Consider the following 16951-nt stretch of genomic DNA (forward strand, 5'->3'; position numbering starts at 1 on the left):
CATACGCGTGGGTGGCGTAACCCTCTATTGACTGTTCTAAAAAGCGGCTTCATGAACTATTGCCCCATGGAGACGGGCACGCGTACTTGCTGGAGTACGGCTTTCAAAACGGCCTCGGAACTCATACTGTCCAGTCTCGATTCGGGACGAAGCACAATACGATGAGAGATCACATAAGGGGCCATCGTTTTCACATCATCCGGAAGCACATAATCACGTTCCTGCAAGAAAGCAAAGGCTTTTACGGCCATCATGAACGATATGGCTGCCCGTGGGCTGGCACCCAGCAATACAGATGGGTGGGAGCGAGTTTGACGAACAACATCCAACAAATAGTCCATAACCGGATCACCGATAAAGACCTCTTTAATCTCCTGCTGGATTGCCGAGATCTGGTCCATATGAGTCACGGATTCAAGGCGATCTACAGGCTGACCGAGCTGATGCTGTTTCAATAGAATTTTCTCAATTTCCTTATCAGGATAACCCAGACTTATTTTCAACATAAACCGGTCGAGTTGTGCTTCCGGCAAAGTATACGTACCTTCAAAATCAATCGGATTCTGAGTTGCACAGAGCATGAATGGATGTGGCAGATCATACGTATCACCATCAACGGTTACACTGCGCTCCTCCATCACTTCGAGCAGAGCCGATTGGGTTTTTGTTGTGGCCCGGTTAATCTCATCAGCTAGCAAAATGTTGGTCATCACAGGACCTGGCCGGAAGTAAAACCGCTCATCCTTCGGATGAAACACAGATACCCCCGTAATATCACTTGGTAGAATATCAGGATTACATTGAATGCGTCGGTACTCACCACGCATGGATTTCGATAATGCCTTGATTAATTGCGTTTTGCCAGTTCCCGGTACGTCTTCAATCAGAACGTGCCCGCCTGCAAGCAAAGCTGTAAGTAAAAGTTGAATTTCAAAGGATTTCCCCATAATACAGGATTCCAGATTTGAACGAACTGCGGATATGATTTGGATCGACTCTTTGCGCACAGGCATGTGGTCTAACCTCCTAAAAAAGCATACAGATTTCCTTTTATTGTACATGATCCAGAGTCACGAGTACACTCGAAGGAACTCACAATTTGTTTCCAGCCCGTCAGATTCACCGCAGTTCTCGCATGAATACGACAAAAAAGGCCCGGATAGAAGTTATCCGAAGCCTCTGTTGAATCGCAATATGTTCAAGTAGATTTCTCATTCTATGTTAGCCTTTTGGTCTAACGACCAATGCCGCGAGAAAAGAAAAGATGATCGCTGACGAAATTCCCGCCGCAGTCAGATCGAAAATCCCTGTAATCACACCCAGCCATCCCTCTTTTTCCAGCTCCGTCAATGCCCCGTGCACCAAGGAATTACCGAAACTTGTGATGGGGATGGTTGCACCCGCACCTGCAAATTTAACCAGGGGGTCATACACACCAAATGCATCCGCAAGCGCACCTGTCACAACAAGTGTACTCATGGTATGAGCTGGCGTCAGTTTAACCCCATCCATTAGAAGCTGTCCGATAACACAGATTAAACCGCCAACAATAAATGCCCACAAGAACTGCATTACCTTTATCCCTCCTTTTCTATGGCTACGGCATGTGCAATACAAGGAATACTTTCACCCTGCTGGTACGAAATCGGAGATAACAGCGCACCCGTAGCAACGACGAGCACCCGTTTAAGATCACCCTTCTGCATCCGGTTCAAAATGTGACCATAGGTGACGGTGGCAGAACATCCGCAGCCACTTCCACCGGCAACAACATAAGGCTGTTTCTCCCGATCATAGATCATCAGGCCACAGTCATTAAAAACCGTCTGTTCCATGGGAATGCCTTCTTTTTGCAAAAGCTCTTTCGTAATTGGGAGACCAACGGAAGCCAGATCCCCGGTCACAATGAGATCATAATAGCCGGGTTCCAATCCCGTATCCCTGAAATGAGAGATTATGGTGTCGGCTGCTGCTGGCGCCATGGCTGAACCCATGTTAAAGGGATCTTTGATGCCCAGATCCATAATGCGTCCAATCGTGGCTTTGGTAACAACGGGACCATCACCAGTACGGGAGACCACACCACACCCTGATCCTGTGACGGTATATTGCGCATAAGGCGGCTTTTGGGAACCATACTCCGTCGGATACCGAAATTGTTTTTCCACCGTACAGTTGTGGCTCACCGTTCCTGCAAGGACATAATCTCCAGCCCCGGAGTCAACTATCATGGACGCTAACGCTAACGTTTCCATGGAAGTAGAACAGGCTCCAAAGACACCCAGGTAAGGCACACCCAGTTTTCGCGCTGAAAAGGAACTGCTGATAATCTGGTTCATCAGATCTCCACCCACAAAAAATTGAAGCTCTTCCTTGGTGATATTTGCATTAACCAATGCCAGTTGGGAGGCCTGTTCGAGCAGTTTGCGTTCTCCCTTTTCCCACGTCTTCTCGCCGATCTCGAGATTGTCATAGACATAATCGAAATCAGATGACAGTGGACCCTCGCCTTCTTCTGGTCCTACAACTGCGGCTTTACCGATGATCCGCGGACGATTCTCAAACTGCCACGTCTGGCGACCCAATCGTTTCACAGGTGCCCACCTCCAAATCCCAAAAAGGCGTAAACAATCCCTACGACAAATGCTGCCACGACACCAAACACGATAACGGAACCAGCAAGTTTAAACATGTTGGCCCCTACACCGAGCACCAGTCCTTCAGCACGATGTTCCAGTGCAGCAGAACACATGGAATTGGCAAAGCCGGTAACCGGCACAGCAGTTCCTGCCCCTGCCCATTGAGCCATTTTATCGTAAACGCCGAGACACGTTAGAATAACCGATATGAGAATCATGACCGCCACTGTAGGACTAGAAGCTTCCTTCGATGTCATGTCGAAACCGGCCATAAAAGCCTCTTGAATGGCCTGTCCAATCAAACAGACCGTACCCCCAACCAGAAATGCTTTGAGGCAATTTTTCAGGATTGGACGAGGCGGCTCATGTTTTTTTGCGACTTTTTTGTATTCCTTTTCATCCATGGACAGGGACGACGATTTTTTTTCGCTTCCGGATGCAGATTGAGCTGGCAAGATACAAGACCTCCTCTATGTGAAATGGTTCAAAGCTACGGCTGAATGCCAATGTGTGTAATCCTATATTCATTGTTTGTTAATAATCGGAAGGTTATGTATCCGGCGACAGACAGCATATGTTTCCAACAAGATCATGTTGTGGAAGCAGGATGCGAATATGCCGGTTCTGAGGACTTTTAGATACGTTCTATAAATAAAGAAGAACAATCACGAGCAAGATAAAAAGAACGATAAACAGTACTTTTTCCGTGCCCTCTTCTGGAGGTTTCATTGGATATTTAGCTCCTTCCTGAAACAGACAAACAAATATCGAACATAAAGAACATCACAAAATGATGACACTTCCTCCATATATTCATATTCATTGAAGTGTCATCAGGACTAAGTCTAAAGCGGATAAAGTCATGAAACTTGGACACGGTAAGCGCCCAAAACATGCCTTAAAAACGTGACATAAACATGGACAATCACTTGCGCAAGGTTCATACTGTAATGTGACCAGTGGTTAAATAACAACAGGCGGGTAGCCGTTCTACTGTGACCTGAAATACATACCAACAGAGGAGTTGTTGACACATGAATGAAAAAACGATGGATATGTTTCGTACGTTGACGGAATTTCCTTCCGCATCCGGTTTTGAACGTGAGCTTCGCGGCTGGATGAAAGATAAGCTTTCCGCTTATACCGATGAGTTCGTCCAGGATCGTCTGGGGAGTCTATTTGGTGTATTACGCGGGGAGGAATCCGGTCCCAAAGTTATGGTAGCCGGACACTTTGACGAAGTAGGTTTCATGACTACGGGCATTACGGAAACAGGCATGATCAAATTCCGCCCACTGGGTGGATGGTGGAGTCAGGCTGTACTGTCTCAACGATTGGAAATTATCACACCTGATCGTCGGATTACCGGAGTGGTAGGTTCTACCCCTACACACTTGCTGGATGAGTCGCAGCGGAACAAACCTGTGGATCTGAATACCATGTATCTCGACATTGGGGCGGACAACCGTGCGGAAGCAGAATCTTGGGGCATCCACCCAGGTATGCAGATTGTGCCAATCTGTGAATTCACACCTATGGCCAATCCTAAGAAGATTATGGCTAAAGCGTGGGATAATCGTTACGGCGTAGGACTTGCACTTGAACTGGTTGAAGCGCTTCACAAGGAAAAACTGCCTAACACACTCTATGCTGGTGCAACGGTTCAGGAAGAACTGGGGCTTCGCGGTGCACGTACGGCGGCCAATCTGATTCAGCCTGATATCTTCTTTGCACTTGACTGTAGCGCGGCGAATGATATGACATGTGACAAACAGTCCTTTGGACATATCGGAGAAGGCGCATTGCTTCGTATTTTTGACCCGGGTATGTTCACCCATCGCGGAATGGTGGAATATGTTCAAGATACGGCTTCATCCAATCAGATCAAAATGCAGTATTTCATCTCACCAGGTGGTACCGATGCAGGTCAAGTTCACCTGAGTGGCATTGGTGTACCATCAACAGTTATTGGTATCTGCGCACGTTATATCCATACCTCATCTTCCATCATTCACACGGATGACTACGATGCAGCCAAAGAACTGATCGTGAAGCTGGTCAAAGGTCTTGATCGGACAACGATGAATACCATAATTAATAACGCGTAATAGCTGACAAGAGACCTCCTAACAATCGGGAGGTCTTTTTTTTATATTCACAACGATATCAGTTAGACACGTAGATTAATAGGCCGAACATTATAGGGAATTATACATAAGATACAATAACGGAAGATGAATTAAACACCAAGCAGCGGGGGACCTGTTATGGCAGTGAGAAGGAATGGAAAATCGAATAAAGGCTCCAAAAAAACAAATGCCGCAAACACCCTTCTCAATGGCAACCTTAAAGGAAGAAATCTGGAACTTATCGTTGCAGCATTACTGGTCAGTGGGAAGTTAAGAGTGGATGCGGTCACGTTGTTTCGAGAAGCTACACTGGTCGTTGAACTGGTCGGACAATATAAAACGTTACAAAATATCACACCATCGAATCAAGACAAACTGGTGCAATTCCTGGATGAGATTGGTGGGGACATGACGTTGAATGATGTTATACGGGCTTTCCAACAAAGAATCAATTCTTAACGCCAAGAAATGAGGTTGAAGTGATGTCTGACTTTGACGGAAATGGTTTCGCTGAGCTATTGATTATTGTCATTCTTGTTGTTTTATTTGTATTCGGTTCTTCCGATATTGACGACCTGACTGATTCTCCTTCTCAATCCTGAATTGGCTAGGTTATTACGATCCATTCATTATGAAATGCATTCCTGTAAACGCCAGCCCACAATATGCGGGCTGGCGTTTTTGGATGGCTATAGAAATAGCGGTGAGAATGCAATCCAGGCCAAAATAAGAGTAAGCACAATGCAGACATTCTCTACAACGGCCCCACGCTTGGTCCCTGTACTCATCAGATTCACCCGTATTCGCCACTTGAGCGGTGGTAACGGACGAATACCCCGATTGGTTAGTGAATCGGCCAACAGATGCATCGCATATGCCGTGCCTCCCGCTACCCAGATCTCCGGTCCCTGCTGCTGGGTCGTGCTGTACAACAAGCCCGCCCATATTGCGGTTCCGTACAGGGTATGTGTCAGTCCCCTATGAGTCAGTGTGGTGCAGAGCATTAACAAACTGCCTGCAATCAAGTTCCACGGTGCGAACGCGTGACCATAAAAGACCAGCCCGAGTCCAATCGCAAACATCAACACTTTGCGAAGCGAACGCGAAGGCAGGAATGACACAAGCGCAATGAGGATCGCAAGCAACAGGTTCCATGGTTTGGCATGAACATAGAAGTACACAAATACAGCTGTGGGCAACAGAATCGTCTGTAACAGCCTGATCAGACTGTTAGGCAAGGCTCTGGATACCAGCAGCGAATTCGGCTCATCAATGTCAGGCAATAACGAACCAATCAGAGCAACCGTAACTGCCGGCGCTGTCACCGGCATACCGGCCAACTGCAGAACAGAAAGTGACACGCCTGTCCCGATAATAAGGTGGGATCTTCCCATCATGATGCAAAAACGTCCTTTCGAAGAAATCGGGAACAATACGGCCCATTTCCGATTTTACAACGAAAACAAAATAAGAACAATAGTTCGCATTTCTTATTTGTATAAAAATAAATATCACTTTCTGTGATGGGGCTCACACCATTATATTTATGACTCTTTTATCTTTATTAGTGAATTAAATCACATAAACTGTCGTCAACTACTTGTATAATTTCAAATATAAACCACTAAAATTGTTGGTAATGTACAGCGTCTAAACAAGGAGGCATACACACATGAACGGAAAAAAAGAGAAACTCGTTATCATAGGTAACGGAATGGCAGGAATCAGTACCGTAGAACAAATTTTGAAATTAACTACGCGATTTGATATTACTGTTTTTGGCACAGAGCCCTACCCTAACTACAACCGCATTATGTTGTCCTATGTATTGGAAGGAAGCAAAACACTGGATGACATCGTACTGAATGATCTCCACTGGTATCAGGATTATGGTATTACCCTCCATACAGGAACAACCGTAACCCGAATTGATTCGGATACCCATGAGGTTGTGACGGAGGATGGAACTCGCTTCCCTTATGACAAAATCATCATTGCGACAGGCTCTAACTCCTTTATTCTCCCCGTACCTGGACATGACAAAGAAGGTGTTGTCGGTTTCCGCGATATCGCCGATTGCAATGTCATGCTGGAAGCTGCTAAGCAGTATAAACGAGCGGCCGTTATCGGAGGCGGACTGCTAGGCCTTGAAGCTGCCAAAGGGTTGGTACAACTTGGCATGGAAGTTACCGTAGTGCACTTAATGCAGGATCTGATGGAGCGTCAGCTTGATCCGCAAGCTTCAGCCATGTTGAAGGCGGAACTCGAACGTCAGGGTATCCGGTTCAAAATGGGTGCGCAGACTTCCGAACTGCTGGGCGGCGAACGGGTTGAAGGGATACGTTTTGCAGATGATACGGTTCTGAATGTTGATTTTGTGGTCATGGCTGTAGGCATTAAACCCAATACGGCTGTAGCCCGCGAAAGCGGTATGGAAGTCAACCGGGGGATTGTCGTGGATGACTATATGCAGACTTCACTTGAGAATGTGTACTCGGTCGGGGAATGTACAGAGCACCGCGGGGTATGTTACGGCCTCGTTGCCCCATTGTTCGAGCAAGGTATGATTCTGGCGAAACATATCTGCGGGGTTGAAACGGCTCCTTATGAAGGTTCTGTTGTATCTACGAAATTGAAAATTTCGGGTGTAGACGTCTTTTCAACCGGTGAATTCATCGACAGTCCGGAGCACACCGTCATTTCGCACAAAGATGACTGGAAACGGACTTACAAAAAAATTCTGCTCCGTGATAATAAAATGGTCGGCGCCGTGCTCTTCGGTGACATTACGGATTCTGCCGAATTGCAGAAGCTGATTAAACAACAGACCGAAATGACCGAAGAATTGTATGGTTCACTCATGGGTACAGGCTGCGGTGGTCATAAGAAAGCAACCTCTGTTGAAACGATGCCCGAGGACGAGATCGTCTGTGGATGTAACGGGGTAACCAAAGGAACCATTGTTGATGTCATTACAAACCAGGGCCTTACTACTGTAGATGAAATCAAAGCCTGTACCGGTGCAACTCGCTCTTGCGGTGGTTGTAAACCGGTTGTGGAACAGATTCTGCAATATGTACTTGGAGACAGTTTCAGCAGTGGAGCCAAACAGGGAATATGCGGATGTACTTCCATGGGACGGGATGAGATTGTAGCCGAGATTCGTGCAAAGGGATTACAAACGACCAAAGAGGTCATGAATGTACTGGGTTGGAGTCAACCTGAAGGTTGTTCCAAATGTCGTCCGGCGATCAACTACTACCTTGGCATGATTGCACCAGATACACACGAAGATGAGAAAGAATCCCGTTTTGTTAACGAACGTATGAACGCGAATATTCAAAAGGATGGAACGTATACGGTTGTACCTCGGATGTATGGCGGGGTGACTACACCAGCGGACCTTAAACGAATCGCTGACGTATCAGTCAAATATGATGTGAAAGCAGTCAAAGTGACTGGGGGTCAGCGTCTCGACTTGATTGGTGTTAAAAAAGAAGATCTGACCAAAGTCTGGGCTGAACTGGATATGCCTTCAGGTTATGCTTACGCCAAATCGCTGCGTACGGTCAAAACATGTGTCGGCTCCCAATTCTGCCGATTCGGTACACAGGATTCCATGGCCATGGGCGCTCGCATCGAACGTAAATTCGAACGTCTGGATCTGCCAGCCAAGTTTAAATATGCTGTCAACGGTTGTCCGCGGAACTGTGCAGAGGCATGTACCAAAGATATCGGTATCGTTGGTAACGACGGAGGTTGGGAAATCTTCATCGGTGGTAACGGTGGTATTAAAGCAAGACTGGCTGATTCCCTATGTAAAGTGAAAACGGATGAAGAGTTGATTGAACTGTGTGGAGCCATCATGCAATATTACCGCGAGACAGGTAACTATCTGGAACGGACGTCCGAGTGGGTGGAACGCATGGGTCTGGAGCATATTCGTTCGGTGGTTGTGGATAACCTTGAGGAACGTAAAGCGTTGATGCAGCGGATTGAATTTGCACTTGAGCATGTTGAAGAACCTTGGCAAAAAGCGATTCGCAATGAAGAAGGCCAAAGCAAAATGTTCCATGGTATCGAAGTATCGGCTCGTCCATAAGTAAGTTCGCAAGATTAATATTGCCGGAATGTTAAATATAGATAAGGAGTGGTTTAAGATGACGACCAAACAATCAGGCACCTACTTCCCTGCCGGAGTAGTTGAAGAATTCCTGCCACGAATCGGAAGAGTAGTTGAAATTAAGGATCAACAGCTTGCTGTCTTTCGTGCATCGGATGGAACCATCTTCGCTGCGGATAATCACAATCCCCACCCTAAGGGTGGGCCGCTGGCTGAAGGCATCGTGTCCGGGCATTATCTGTACGATCCACTGTATGATTGGAAAATCGACCTGACTACCGGTCTTGTGCAAGCACCGGACAACGGTCAAGTACAGATGTATCCGGTGAAAGTAGAGAACGGCCAAGTCTGGATTGAAATATAGCTCCATTGAAACGTTCAAAGATTGATGCAAAATAATGGGGGAAACCGTGATGTATACACCAAGTGTTGAGGGAATTATTGAAGCTGCGGTTAAAAAACGGGATCAAATGAACGCAAGCCTGCCACGGTATATGGTTGCAGCCTTGATGGCTGGTGCCTATGTAGGACTTGGCATCGTTCTGATCTTCAGTATCGGTGCTCCGCTCCTTGCGGCGCAGTCACCACTGCAAACCATGTTGATGGGCATGTCCTTCGGACTCGCGCTCACGCTGGTCATTTTTGCCGGATCGGAACTTTTTACAGGTAACAATATGTTCTTTACCATGAGTACACTGGCTGGCCGAACCACAGTGAACGAAACGTTGAAGAACTGGGGGCTCGTCTTTGTTGGTAACCTGCTCGGCGCAATTCTATTAAGTCTACTTATAGTCGGTAGCGGCCTGTTTAAAACGGCCACACCGGAACATCTGCTGTTTGTCGTCTCTGCCAAAAAGATGGCGGCGCCCGTATCTGAGTTATTTTTCCGAGGAATTCTCTGTAACTGGCTCGTCTGTCTGGCGATCTGGATGGCCGCTCGCTCCAAAGAAGATATCGCCAAACTTGTTCTTATCTGGTGGTGTCTGTACGCATTTATCGCAAGTGGTTATGAGCACAGTGTTGCCAATATGACTTTGCTGTCTTTATCCTGGTTGCTGCCAAACCACCCGGATACAATCACGATGGCAGGCTGGTTCCACAACATGATTCCGGTAACGCTTGGTAATATTATCGGGGGTGCCCTCTTTGTCGGCATGGCGTACTGGTACACTTCACCGGTACGAAAAAAGGCATAATAGTTGATCTATTGCACTTATCTACGTTAGGTAGCATAACATTTGCACAGATAAAGCCACGATGGATGACGGACTCACGTTCAGTCACCCATCGTGGCTTTCTGGCTTCATTTTACATTCAATGTATACATCGTTAATCCGTGGTTAATATAACTGAAGTATAGTCAGTGTATACGCCCACCTAACTTGTAAAGGATGATCTCTTCTTATGGGAATTCATACGTACTTCAGATCACTGAATGATCTTGAACGCATTATTCGGACCCCTGGCAAATTCAAGTTCGAAGAACATTGTGTATCCGCCCATTCCTGGAAAGTGGTTCAGTACGCCAAAACGTTGGCCGATATTGAAGAACAGCAAGGCGTAAGCATTGATTGGAAGAAGTTATACGAGATTACCAGCAGTCATGATTATGGCGAAATCTTCATCGGTGATATCAAAACACCAGTCAAACATTATTCACTGGAGCTGCGTTCGATGCTGCAAAAGGTGGAAGAAGGCATGGTTGAACATTTTATTAATGAAAATATTCCTGAAGAGTTCCAGCCTATTTTCCGCAGACAGCTGCGTGAGGGCAAAGACCAATCGGTTGAAGGACTGATTCTCGAAGTCGCAGACAAGATGGATCAGGTATATGAAGCCTTTGCTGAGCTCCAACGTGGCAATACGGAGAAAGAATTTATCGTTATGTACCGTTATGCCTTGGTCAAAATCAAAAATATCGACCTCCACTGTGTACAGTATTTCCTGGAGCAGATTCTCCCCGACATGATCGAAGAAGGTATCCGCTCCCCGTTTGATATTCGCAAAATAACCGAAGAAGCTCTGGCCCAGTAATCAGCTCAAGTCAACATGGTGCTCATCATCCATGGACAGGGCTTTTTTTCGTTCCTGCAATTGCAGTCGGTATTCGCTAGGGTACATGCCCGTTTTGTTTTTGAAGATCCGGCTGAAATAGTGGGAATCACTATACCCTACCGCTCCACCAATGGTCTTGATATCCATATTCTCGTGAGTGACGAGCATGCGCTTCGCTTCATTAATCCGCAGACCTGTCATATATTTCAGTGGAGTCTCCCCCGTCACCTTCTTGAAGCACTTTCCCAGATAGTCCACACTAAAATGCATCTGTCCCGCCATGTCCTGGAGTGTAATCTCATGCATGTAATTCTGCTTCAAATACAACTTAACAGCCTCTGCGATATCCTCCGGCTTCACCTGCTCATCCAGCACGGCACTGACATGGGCAAGCGAATCCACAGCGCTCCCAAGCTTCAATTCCATCGCATCCAGCAGTGTCCGAAGCTGTTCTTCCGATAATGGTTTGAGCAGATAATCCTCCACCTTGTAACTGATCGCCTGCCGTGCATATTCGAATTCATGGTAACCACTCAGAATGACAATTTTCACATGCGGATAGGCAAAATACAGATGTTTGGCAAGTTCCAATCCATTCATTACCGGCATCTGTATATCAGTTACAACCAGATCAGGTACGGAATGTTCAATAAGCTGTAACGCTTCCTGACCGTTCCTCGCTTCACCAATCACCTCGAACCGGGTATCCAGCTCTCTGAATTTGCGCGAGACATTCCGGCGAATCAAGGCTTCATCTTCCACAATAATCGTTCTATATTTGATTGTCATGGGTTCAGTCATGCTCCTTTCGAATGGAACCACCTATAGTAATCTGGACACCGCCGGAAGGCTTGTTCGTAATCTGCATGTGGGCTGCTGTGCCATACCATAATTTCAATCGGACCCCTATATTCTTGAGTCCCATGCCGTTAATTTCGAAGTCAGGCATACGCTCCCACTCCTGTGACTGTTCGATATAATGCATGATCTTGGCAAGTGCCTCGGGTTCCATGCCAGGCCCGTTGTCTTCCACGTGGATCTGCCAGGTCTGCTGTACCGTATCCAACTGTCCAGTAATATTCAGTTTCCATGGAGGGGTATCACCCAGTCCATATTTCATGGCATTTTCGAGTAGTGGTTGTACCATTAACATTGGAACCTGAATATATTGCATCTCATCCGGAATATGAAACTCATAGTGTAGATCATCCTCAAACCTAATCTTCATACACTCCAGATATCGCTCACAATAATCCAATTCTTGAGACAGGGGAACCCCATTCTTTCCCGGAGTAGAAATATAACGCAGCATAGACGCAATATTGGCGCAGAACGCGACAATCTGCTTATTCATGCCTTCTTCCGCCATGATGCTGATATTGGTGATGTTGTTATAGAGAAAATGCGGGTTCATCTGGGATTGCAGCGCCAGTAATCTCGCTTCTGTCTCCTGAGATTTCATCGCCAGCCTGTCCTGAAAAGACTGTACAAGCTGTTGATTCAGCCGTATAAACGTATCATTCAGCTCATCCATCTCCCGAATAGAACCGGGATGCTCCAGCTTGAACAACTGACCGGAATCCTGACCCGATACCAGATCATTCTCACCCGTTTTCTGAATAATGCGCTGCAAACGATGCAGCGGCAAAGTAACCCTTTTGGAAATCAGATACGAGAGAACCAGAATCAGCATGAGAGTAGCTAACGTGGCACCGATAAACATCACAGCCATCCGGTTGAGACTTGCGAAAAGGGATTGTTTGGACTGCATGACAATAACGGTCCATCCCGTCTCCTGTGACGTCATGTACGTCATCATTTGTTTGGACTGACTCAAAGGATCAGTAATCTCCTGCATCGTATCAGGCGGAAATGAAAGATTTTGAATCAATTCCACATCATCGAAATGGCCTGCTTGAGAAACATCGGCATCCGAAGAAAGTGGATACAACCGTGTATTTTGTTCATCCACTACATAGATCCGAAGATCGTTGTTATTCGCCTGCAATTCATTCAAATGCTGGAACAGGGTTCCGGCATCCTGCAAAATCTCAACGACACCCTGGCTGACATAATTGCCATCTTTGTATACCCGGGTAAGCGAAATGTAAGGTTGATCTGCTTTACCCTCGCCCGTCAGCATGGGCAAAGCTCCCCCCTCTAACAACCGGATCACCCGCCATCCACTCCGCTCCCAGGTTTCCTTGTACCACGGTCGCTGAGTCAGGTCTACCGACAGTTGACCGTTGAATGCACCCGCTCCCAGCATCTTGCCATTCACATCATAGATATTGGCCTGTTTGGCTGTGTTGGAGCTGCTGATGATCGCAAGAATGACATCAATCAGAGTGGTTGTATCCTTATACAATGCCGGATCACTCGTCATTGTCTGCTCACTATCCTCCGCTGGTGCCAAGTAGTGACTGAAGTGTTCTTTGACCAGATTGGAATACACAATATTCATGGAGAAGTTGTTCATTTTCACCACTTCCTGATCCAGGTTACTGACGATTGATACCCCCAGTTGTCTCTGCTGTTCTTCACTTCGATGACGGATGTCACTTGCGAGAAAAACATACAGGAGTCCTGCCACAATGAGCGAAAAAATAATGAATACCGCAGAGTAATAGGCAAACAGACTTTGCTGAAGCGTTCCAAATCGATATCGCAAATCCCCACACACCTCGTCCTATGATGATATCTGTCACACCATTCGAAAATGTCCACCCAACAGAACGCTTTTGTCTATTGAGCACATCCCTTGTTCACAGTAAAGTTATCCACATAAGAATACGCTTACATTAAGCGTTTCGGCAAGTGACAATTTTCTTTATATTCCGGGAGGTTCAATGATGAGAAAACGATTTCTTTTTTCGCTTGCAAGTGTGCTCCTGCTCTCCACTCTGCTGCTTGCCGGGTGCAACTCAGGGAAAAGTGCTGAAGGTTCCGGTAAGGTGACACTCACTTTTGGAACGAGTCAATCCGGTATTCCTCGCACGGGCATTATGCAGACGATGGCCAAGGAATATGAGCAGGAGACGGGTGTCAAAATTGACTTCCAGGTCGTACCTGACGCACAGTGGCGGGACCTGATCAAGGTGAAGCTGGCCTCTGGCGAAGCACCTGACATTTTTAATGTCGATGTGGACCCATTGAGCATGCCGGCTAACGTAAGACCAGAGGAAAATGCCATTGACCTGACCAATGAGGAATTTACAGGTCGGATGTCTGAAGAGATTTTGCCAACCGTCAGTCACAATGACAAGGTCTACGGGGTTTCTTTTGCGCCAACGAAAATCTGGTATGTGTACTATAACAAACGTATCTTCCAAGAGCTCGGTATAGAGCCTCCTACATCCTATGCCGAATTCAAGGCGATCAGCCAGAAAATTAAGGATAAAGACATTATTCCATTCTATCAGGCACCTGCCAGCGGGTGGTATCAGGTCCTACCTTTGTTCGAAACGGGGCCTAACTATGAGCAAACAACAGCGGGAACCTACGAGAAATTAAACAACAATGAGATGAAAGTCGCAGATATGACGCAACTCAAGACGGTCATTGAACAATTGAAGGAATTTGCGGATCTCGGTTATTTCGGCAAAGACTTCTTGTCCAATACGGTAGAAGCGGGAATTGAAGCGTTTGGTCAGGAGAAGGCAGCGATGTTACTGCGGGTTCCAGGGACGGAAAAGGAAGTCTCCGAAGCGTATCCCGCAATGAAAGACAATATGGGGTTTTTCGTCATGCCGTGGGGGGATAATCAGACGATTGGTGTGAATCCGGGCGGTTCAGCTGCGATGTTTGGTAACAAAAACAGTAAACATCCCGAAGAAGTGCTGAAATTCTTCCGCTGGATTACCGAGCATGATCATCTGCAGCGTGTGTTCGATGAAGGTGAAGGTAACCTGACGATCTGCTGGCCGGAAATCGAACCAAAGCTGACACAGGATTACATTGATTACGAGAAAAATCATGAAAAAGGTACGGTCATGCAAGCCGCTGTGAAATACATTGATCCACAATGGATGGATATTGGCAAGGACTTGTCAGGCATGTTCGCTGGCGCAATGACACCGGATCAGATTTTGCAAAATATTGATAAACGTCGTGCTGAACAAGCCAAAGTGCTGAAAGATGAGAAGTGGCAGTAACATCGCATATCTCAGATAAATATAAACGCTGAACAGCGTTACATGCAGCGGGCGTTTGCCCGCTCATGTATTTTGGCAGGAAGGAAAGGTGTTACCGGTTATGAATGCAAACAAAATCTATCCCTGGTATTTCTCATCTGGAGCGATTGTATTATATCTGCTGTTCATCGTTGCTCCCGCCCTGCTGGGCATCTATTATTCCTTCACTGACTGGAACAGTTACAGTTCGGAGAAGAACTTTATCGGTCTGGAGCATTTCCGTACCATATTGGCGGGTGATCCGACCTATCTTCTTTTTATCAAAAACACAGTCCTGTTCACCCTCGTGACATCCATCGCCAAGACGGTTCTCGGCTTGTTTCTGGCGCTGCTGCTGGTCAGCGGTGTAAAGGCCGCCAATCTGCATCGGATGATCATCTTCTCCCCGCAGGTGCTGTCGTTCCTGATTGTTGGACTTGTGTTCAAAAGTCTGCTCGACCCCAACAACGGGTTCGTTAACGTAACCCTACGTTCCATGGGACTGGACGTTCTCGCCCAGAATTGGCTGGGCTCCCTGACCTGGGCCATGCCATCCATTATGGCAGTTGATACGTGGAAAGGCATGGGGTATATCATGGTGCTGTTCATCGCCGGACTGCTCGCCATCCCCCGCGATTATTACGAGGCAGCGTCCATTGACGGTGCCGGGTTTGGGCAGAAGCTGTTCCGAATCACCATTCCGATGCTGATGCCTACCATTACCATCGCCACGGTGCTTAATATTACGTACGGGCTGAGAGTATTCGATGCCGTATACGTGTTAACCAACGGTGGCCCCGGTAACGCAACAGATGTCATTAATACAGCTGTCTATTCCTCTTTTGCCAAAGGATATTGGGGACTCGGAAGTGCGCTATCTACCATTCTGTTTGTCATCATGGCGATCATCTCCTTTTTCATCATTCGTTTGATGAACCGAAAGGTGGAATACTGACATGAAATTGAGAAAAAGATTGGCTTCGATCGGGTTAAATGTACTCGCCTGGCTGCTCAGCCTGGTGGTTCTGATTCCTTTTGTCGTCATTGTACTGAATTCATTCAAGTCGGACGCCGAGGCCAAAGTGCTTAAACTGACGTTGCCCGAGAAGTTTATTTTTGAAAATTACAAAATCGTCTATGAACAGGGACACTTGGGCGGTTCTTTTTTCAACAGTCTGCTGCATTCCGGGGCTTCTTCTCTGCTACTGGTATTTGTTGTGGCCTTCTCAGCCTTCACGTTATCACGCAACCATTCGAGGCTCAGCAAGTTCCTGTACTTCTTCCTGATTCTTGGTATCACCCTACCGCTTAACTACATTCCGCTGATGGAAGTCATGAAGTCCATGGGTATGATCAATTCACATGTAGGCATGATTCTGCTCTACACGGCTATGGGGATTCCAATCTCGCTGTTCATTACATATGCATTCGTGTCTAACATTCCGAAGGAGCTGGATGAAGCCGCGATCATGGACGGGTGTAATGGGATCAAGCTGTTCCTGGGAATCATTGTACCTTTGTTAACCTCGGTGCTGGTAACGGTATTTGTTCTTAATTTCCTGAGTGTCTGGAATGAGTTTACTGCCCCACTCTATATGCTGAATACAGTGGAGATGTGGCCGATGACGCTGGCTGTATATAACTTCTTTGGACAATTCAGTGCCCAGTGGAACCTGGTCAGTGCTGATATCGTGCTCACGTCATTGCCTGTGTTGATTGTGTTCCTCATTGGGCAAAAGTATATTGTAGGAGGGCTAACTTCAGGGGCGGTTAAAGGGTAAGCTCCACCGACAATCCAAATACACAAACGCATCTTGTTTAAGTACATCTGCC

At 46.7% G+C, this 16951-nt stretch carries 16 protein-coding genes; 9 read left to right on the forward strand and 7 right to left on the reverse strand.

What is annotated here, in order from left to right; genetic code table 11:
• Positions 1-56: 56 nt before the first annotated feature.
• The 4 genes from MHB43_RS23160 to spoVAC all read right to left on the reverse strand — a co-directional run bounded on the left by MHB43_RS23160 (position 57) and on the right by spoVAC (position 3094).
• Positions 57-1013 carry a MoxR family ATPase gene (locus MHB43_RS23160; protein ID WP_221821935.1) on the reverse strand — a complete coding sequence of 319 codons (957 nt, stop codon included), beginning with the start codon at positions 1011-1013 and terminating at the stop codon, positions 57-59.
• A 208-nt stretch (positions 1014-1221) separates the two neighbouring features.
• Positions 1222-1572, reverse strand: coding sequence for a stage V sporulation protein AE (spoVAE, locus tag MHB43_RS23165; protein WP_036615159.1), 351 nt, complete (start codon positions 1570-1572; stop codon positions 1222-1224).
• Positions 1573-1577: 5 nt separating this feature from the next.
• Positions 1578-2594 (reverse strand): stage V sporulation protein AD, encoded by a 1017-nt coding sequence (gene spoVAD / locus MHB43_RS23170; RefSeq protein WP_076214289.1) that lies wholly within the window; start codon positions 2592-2594, stop codon positions 1578-1580.
• Complete coding sequence (gene spoVAC, locus MHB43_RS23175) at positions 2591-3094, reverse strand: stage V sporulation protein AC (protein ID WP_036615164.1); 504 nt, start codon at positions 3092-3094, stop codon at positions 2591-2593. Before spoVAC ends, spoVAD begins: the two co-directional genes overlap by 4 nt.
• Before the next feature lie 579 nt (positions 3095-3673).
• Here spoVAC and MHB43_RS23180 point away from each other — a divergent pair.
• Together MHB43_RS23180 and MHB43_RS23185 are read left to right on the forward strand one after the other, a co-directional pair.
• Positions 3674-4747 carry a M42 family metallopeptidase gene (locus MHB43_RS23180; RefSeq protein WP_405130489.1) on the forward strand — a complete coding sequence of 358 codons (1074 nt, stop codon included), beginning with the start codon at positions 3674-3676 and terminating at the stop codon, positions 4745-4747.
• 159 nt (positions 4748-4906) lie between these two features.
• Positions 4907-5227, forward strand: coding sequence for a hypothetical protein (locus MHB43_RS23185; RefSeq protein ID WP_076214284.1), 321 nt, complete (start codon positions 4907-4909; stop codon positions 5225-5227).
• 230 nt (positions 5228-5457) lie between these two features.
• Here the strand turns inward: MHB43_RS23185 and MHB43_RS23190 are convergent, their stop codons facing one another.
• A complete protein-coding gene (locus MHB43_RS23190; protein WP_036615169.1) occupies positions 5458-6165 on the reverse strand; it encodes a metal-dependent hydrolase in 708 nt (235 codons plus the stop codon).
• A 275-nt stretch (positions 6166-6440) separates the two neighbouring features.
• Between MHB43_RS23190 and nirB the strand changes: the two genes are divergently transcribed.
• The 4 genes from nirB (at position 6441) to MHB43_RS23210 (ending at position 10925) form a co-directional block, all read left to right on the forward strand.
• Positions 6441-8870, forward strand: a complete 2430-nt coding sequence (nirB, locus tag MHB43_RS23195; protein WP_405130490.1) for a nitrite reductase large subunit NirB — start codon at positions 6441-6443, stop codon at positions 8868-8870.
• A 58-nt stretch (positions 8871-8928) separates the two neighbouring features.
• Positions 8929-9255 carry a nitrite reductase small subunit NirD gene (nirD, locus tag MHB43_RS23200; RefSeq protein ID WP_076214275.1) on the forward strand — a complete coding sequence of 109 codons (327 nt, stop codon included), beginning with the start codon at positions 8929-8931 and terminating at the stop codon, positions 9253-9255.
• A gap of 49 nt (positions 9256-9304) precedes the next feature.
• On the forward strand, positions 9305-10087 hold the full coding sequence (locus MHB43_RS23205) for a formate/nitrite transporter family protein (RefSeq protein ID WP_133385581.1): 783 nt from the start codon (positions 9305-9307) through the stop codon (positions 10085-10087).
• 208 nt (positions 10088-10295) lie between these two features.
• Positions 10296-10925 carry a YfbR-like 5'-deoxynucleotidase gene (locus MHB43_RS23210; protein ID WP_221821926.1) on the forward strand — a complete coding sequence of 210 codons (630 nt, stop codon included), beginning with the start codon at positions 10296-10298 and terminating at the stop codon, positions 10923-10925.
• On the opposite strand, the gene MHB43_RS23215 is transcribed toward MHB43_RS23210, so the two are convergent.
• Both MHB43_RS23215 and MHB43_RS23220 read right to left on the reverse strand, forming a co-directional pair.
• Entirely contained in the window at positions 10926-11735 is an 810-nt protein-coding gene (locus MHB43_RS23215; protein ID WP_036668535.1) for a response regulator, read from the reverse strand.
• Positions 11736-11739: 4 nt separating this feature from the next.
• A complete protein-coding gene (locus MHB43_RS23220) occupies positions 11740-13617 on the reverse strand; it encodes a sensor histidine kinase (RefSeq protein ID WP_405130491.1) in 1878 nt (625 codons plus the stop codon).
• Positions 13618-13795: 178 nt separating this feature from the next.
• Between MHB43_RS23220 and MHB43_RS23225 the strand changes: the two genes are divergently transcribed.
• From MHB43_RS23225 to MHB43_RS23235, 3 genes are all read left to right on the forward strand, one after another.
• The gene (locus MHB43_RS23225; protein ID WP_405130492.1) at positions 13796-15100 is read left to right on the forward strand and encodes an ABC transporter substrate-binding protein; all 1305 of its coding nucleotides are present in this window, start codon (positions 13796-13798) and stop codon (positions 15098-15100) included.
• 100 nt (positions 15101-15200) lie between these two features.
• Positions 15201-16073, forward strand: a complete 873-nt coding sequence (locus MHB43_RS23230; RefSeq protein WP_017687164.1) for a carbohydrate ABC transporter permease — start codon at positions 15201-15203, stop codon at positions 16071-16073.
• Position 16074: 1 nt separating this feature from the next.
• A complete protein-coding gene (locus MHB43_RS23235) occupies positions 16075-16899 on the forward strand; it encodes a carbohydrate ABC transporter permease (protein WP_405130493.1) in 825 nt (274 codons plus the stop codon).
• Positions 16900-16951 lie beyond the last annotated feature (52 nt).

The sequence above is a fragment of the Paenibacillus sp. FSL H8-0317 genome (genome assembly GCF_045040685.1).
Classification (GTDB): Bacteria; Bacillota; Bacilli; order Paenibacillales; family Paenibacillaceae; genus Paenibacillus.

Coding starts and splice junctions, on each gene's coding strand:
- MHB43_RS23160 (WP_221821935.1), bottom strand. CDS start 1,013: ATGCCTGTGCGCAAAGAGTCGATCCAAATCATATCCGCAGTTCGTTCA.
- spoVAE (WP_036615159.1), bottom strand. CDS start 1,572: ATGCAGTTCTTGTGGGCATTTATTGTTGGCGGTTTAATCTGTGTTATC.
- MHB43_RS23180 (WP_405130489.1), top strand. CDS start 3,674: ATGAATGAAAAAACGATGGATATGTTTCGTACGTTGACGGAATTTCCT.
- MHB43_RS23185 (WP_076214284.1), top strand. CDS start 4,907: ATGGCAGTGAGAAGGAATGGAAAATCGAATAAAGGCTCCAAAAAAACA.
- MHB43_RS23190 (WP_036615169.1), bottom strand. CDS start 6,165: ATGATGGGAAGATCCCACCTTATTATCGGGACAGGCGTGTCACTTTCT.
- nirB (WP_405130490.1), top strand. CDS start 6,441: ATGAACGGAAAAAAAGAGAAACTCGTTATCATAGGTAACGGAATGGCA.
- nirD (WP_076214275.1), top strand. CDS start 8,929: ATGACGACCAAACAATCAGGCACCTACTTCCCTGCCGGAGTAGTTGAA.
- MHB43_RS23205 (WP_133385581.1), top strand. CDS start 9,305: ATGTATACACCAAGTGTTGAGGGAATTATTGAAGCTGCGGTTAAAAAA.
- MHB43_RS23210 (WP_221821926.1), top strand. CDS start 10,296: ATGGGAATTCATACGTACTTCAGATCACTGAATGATCTTGAACGCATT.
- MHB43_RS23215 (WP_036668535.1), bottom strand. CDS start 11,735: ATGACAATCAAATATAGAACGATTATTGTGGAAGATGAAGCCTTGATT.
- MHB43_RS23225 (WP_405130492.1), top strand. CDS start 13,796: ATGATGAGAAAACGATTTCTTTTTTCGCTTGCAAGTGTGCTCCTGCTC.
- MHB43_RS23230 (WP_017687164.1), top strand. CDS start 15,201: ATGAATGCAAACAAAATCTATCCCTGGTATTTCTCATCTGGAGCGATT.
- MHB43_RS23235 (WP_405130493.1), top strand. CDS start 16,075: ATGAAATTGAGAAAAAGATTGGCTTCGATCGGGTTAAATGTACTCGCC.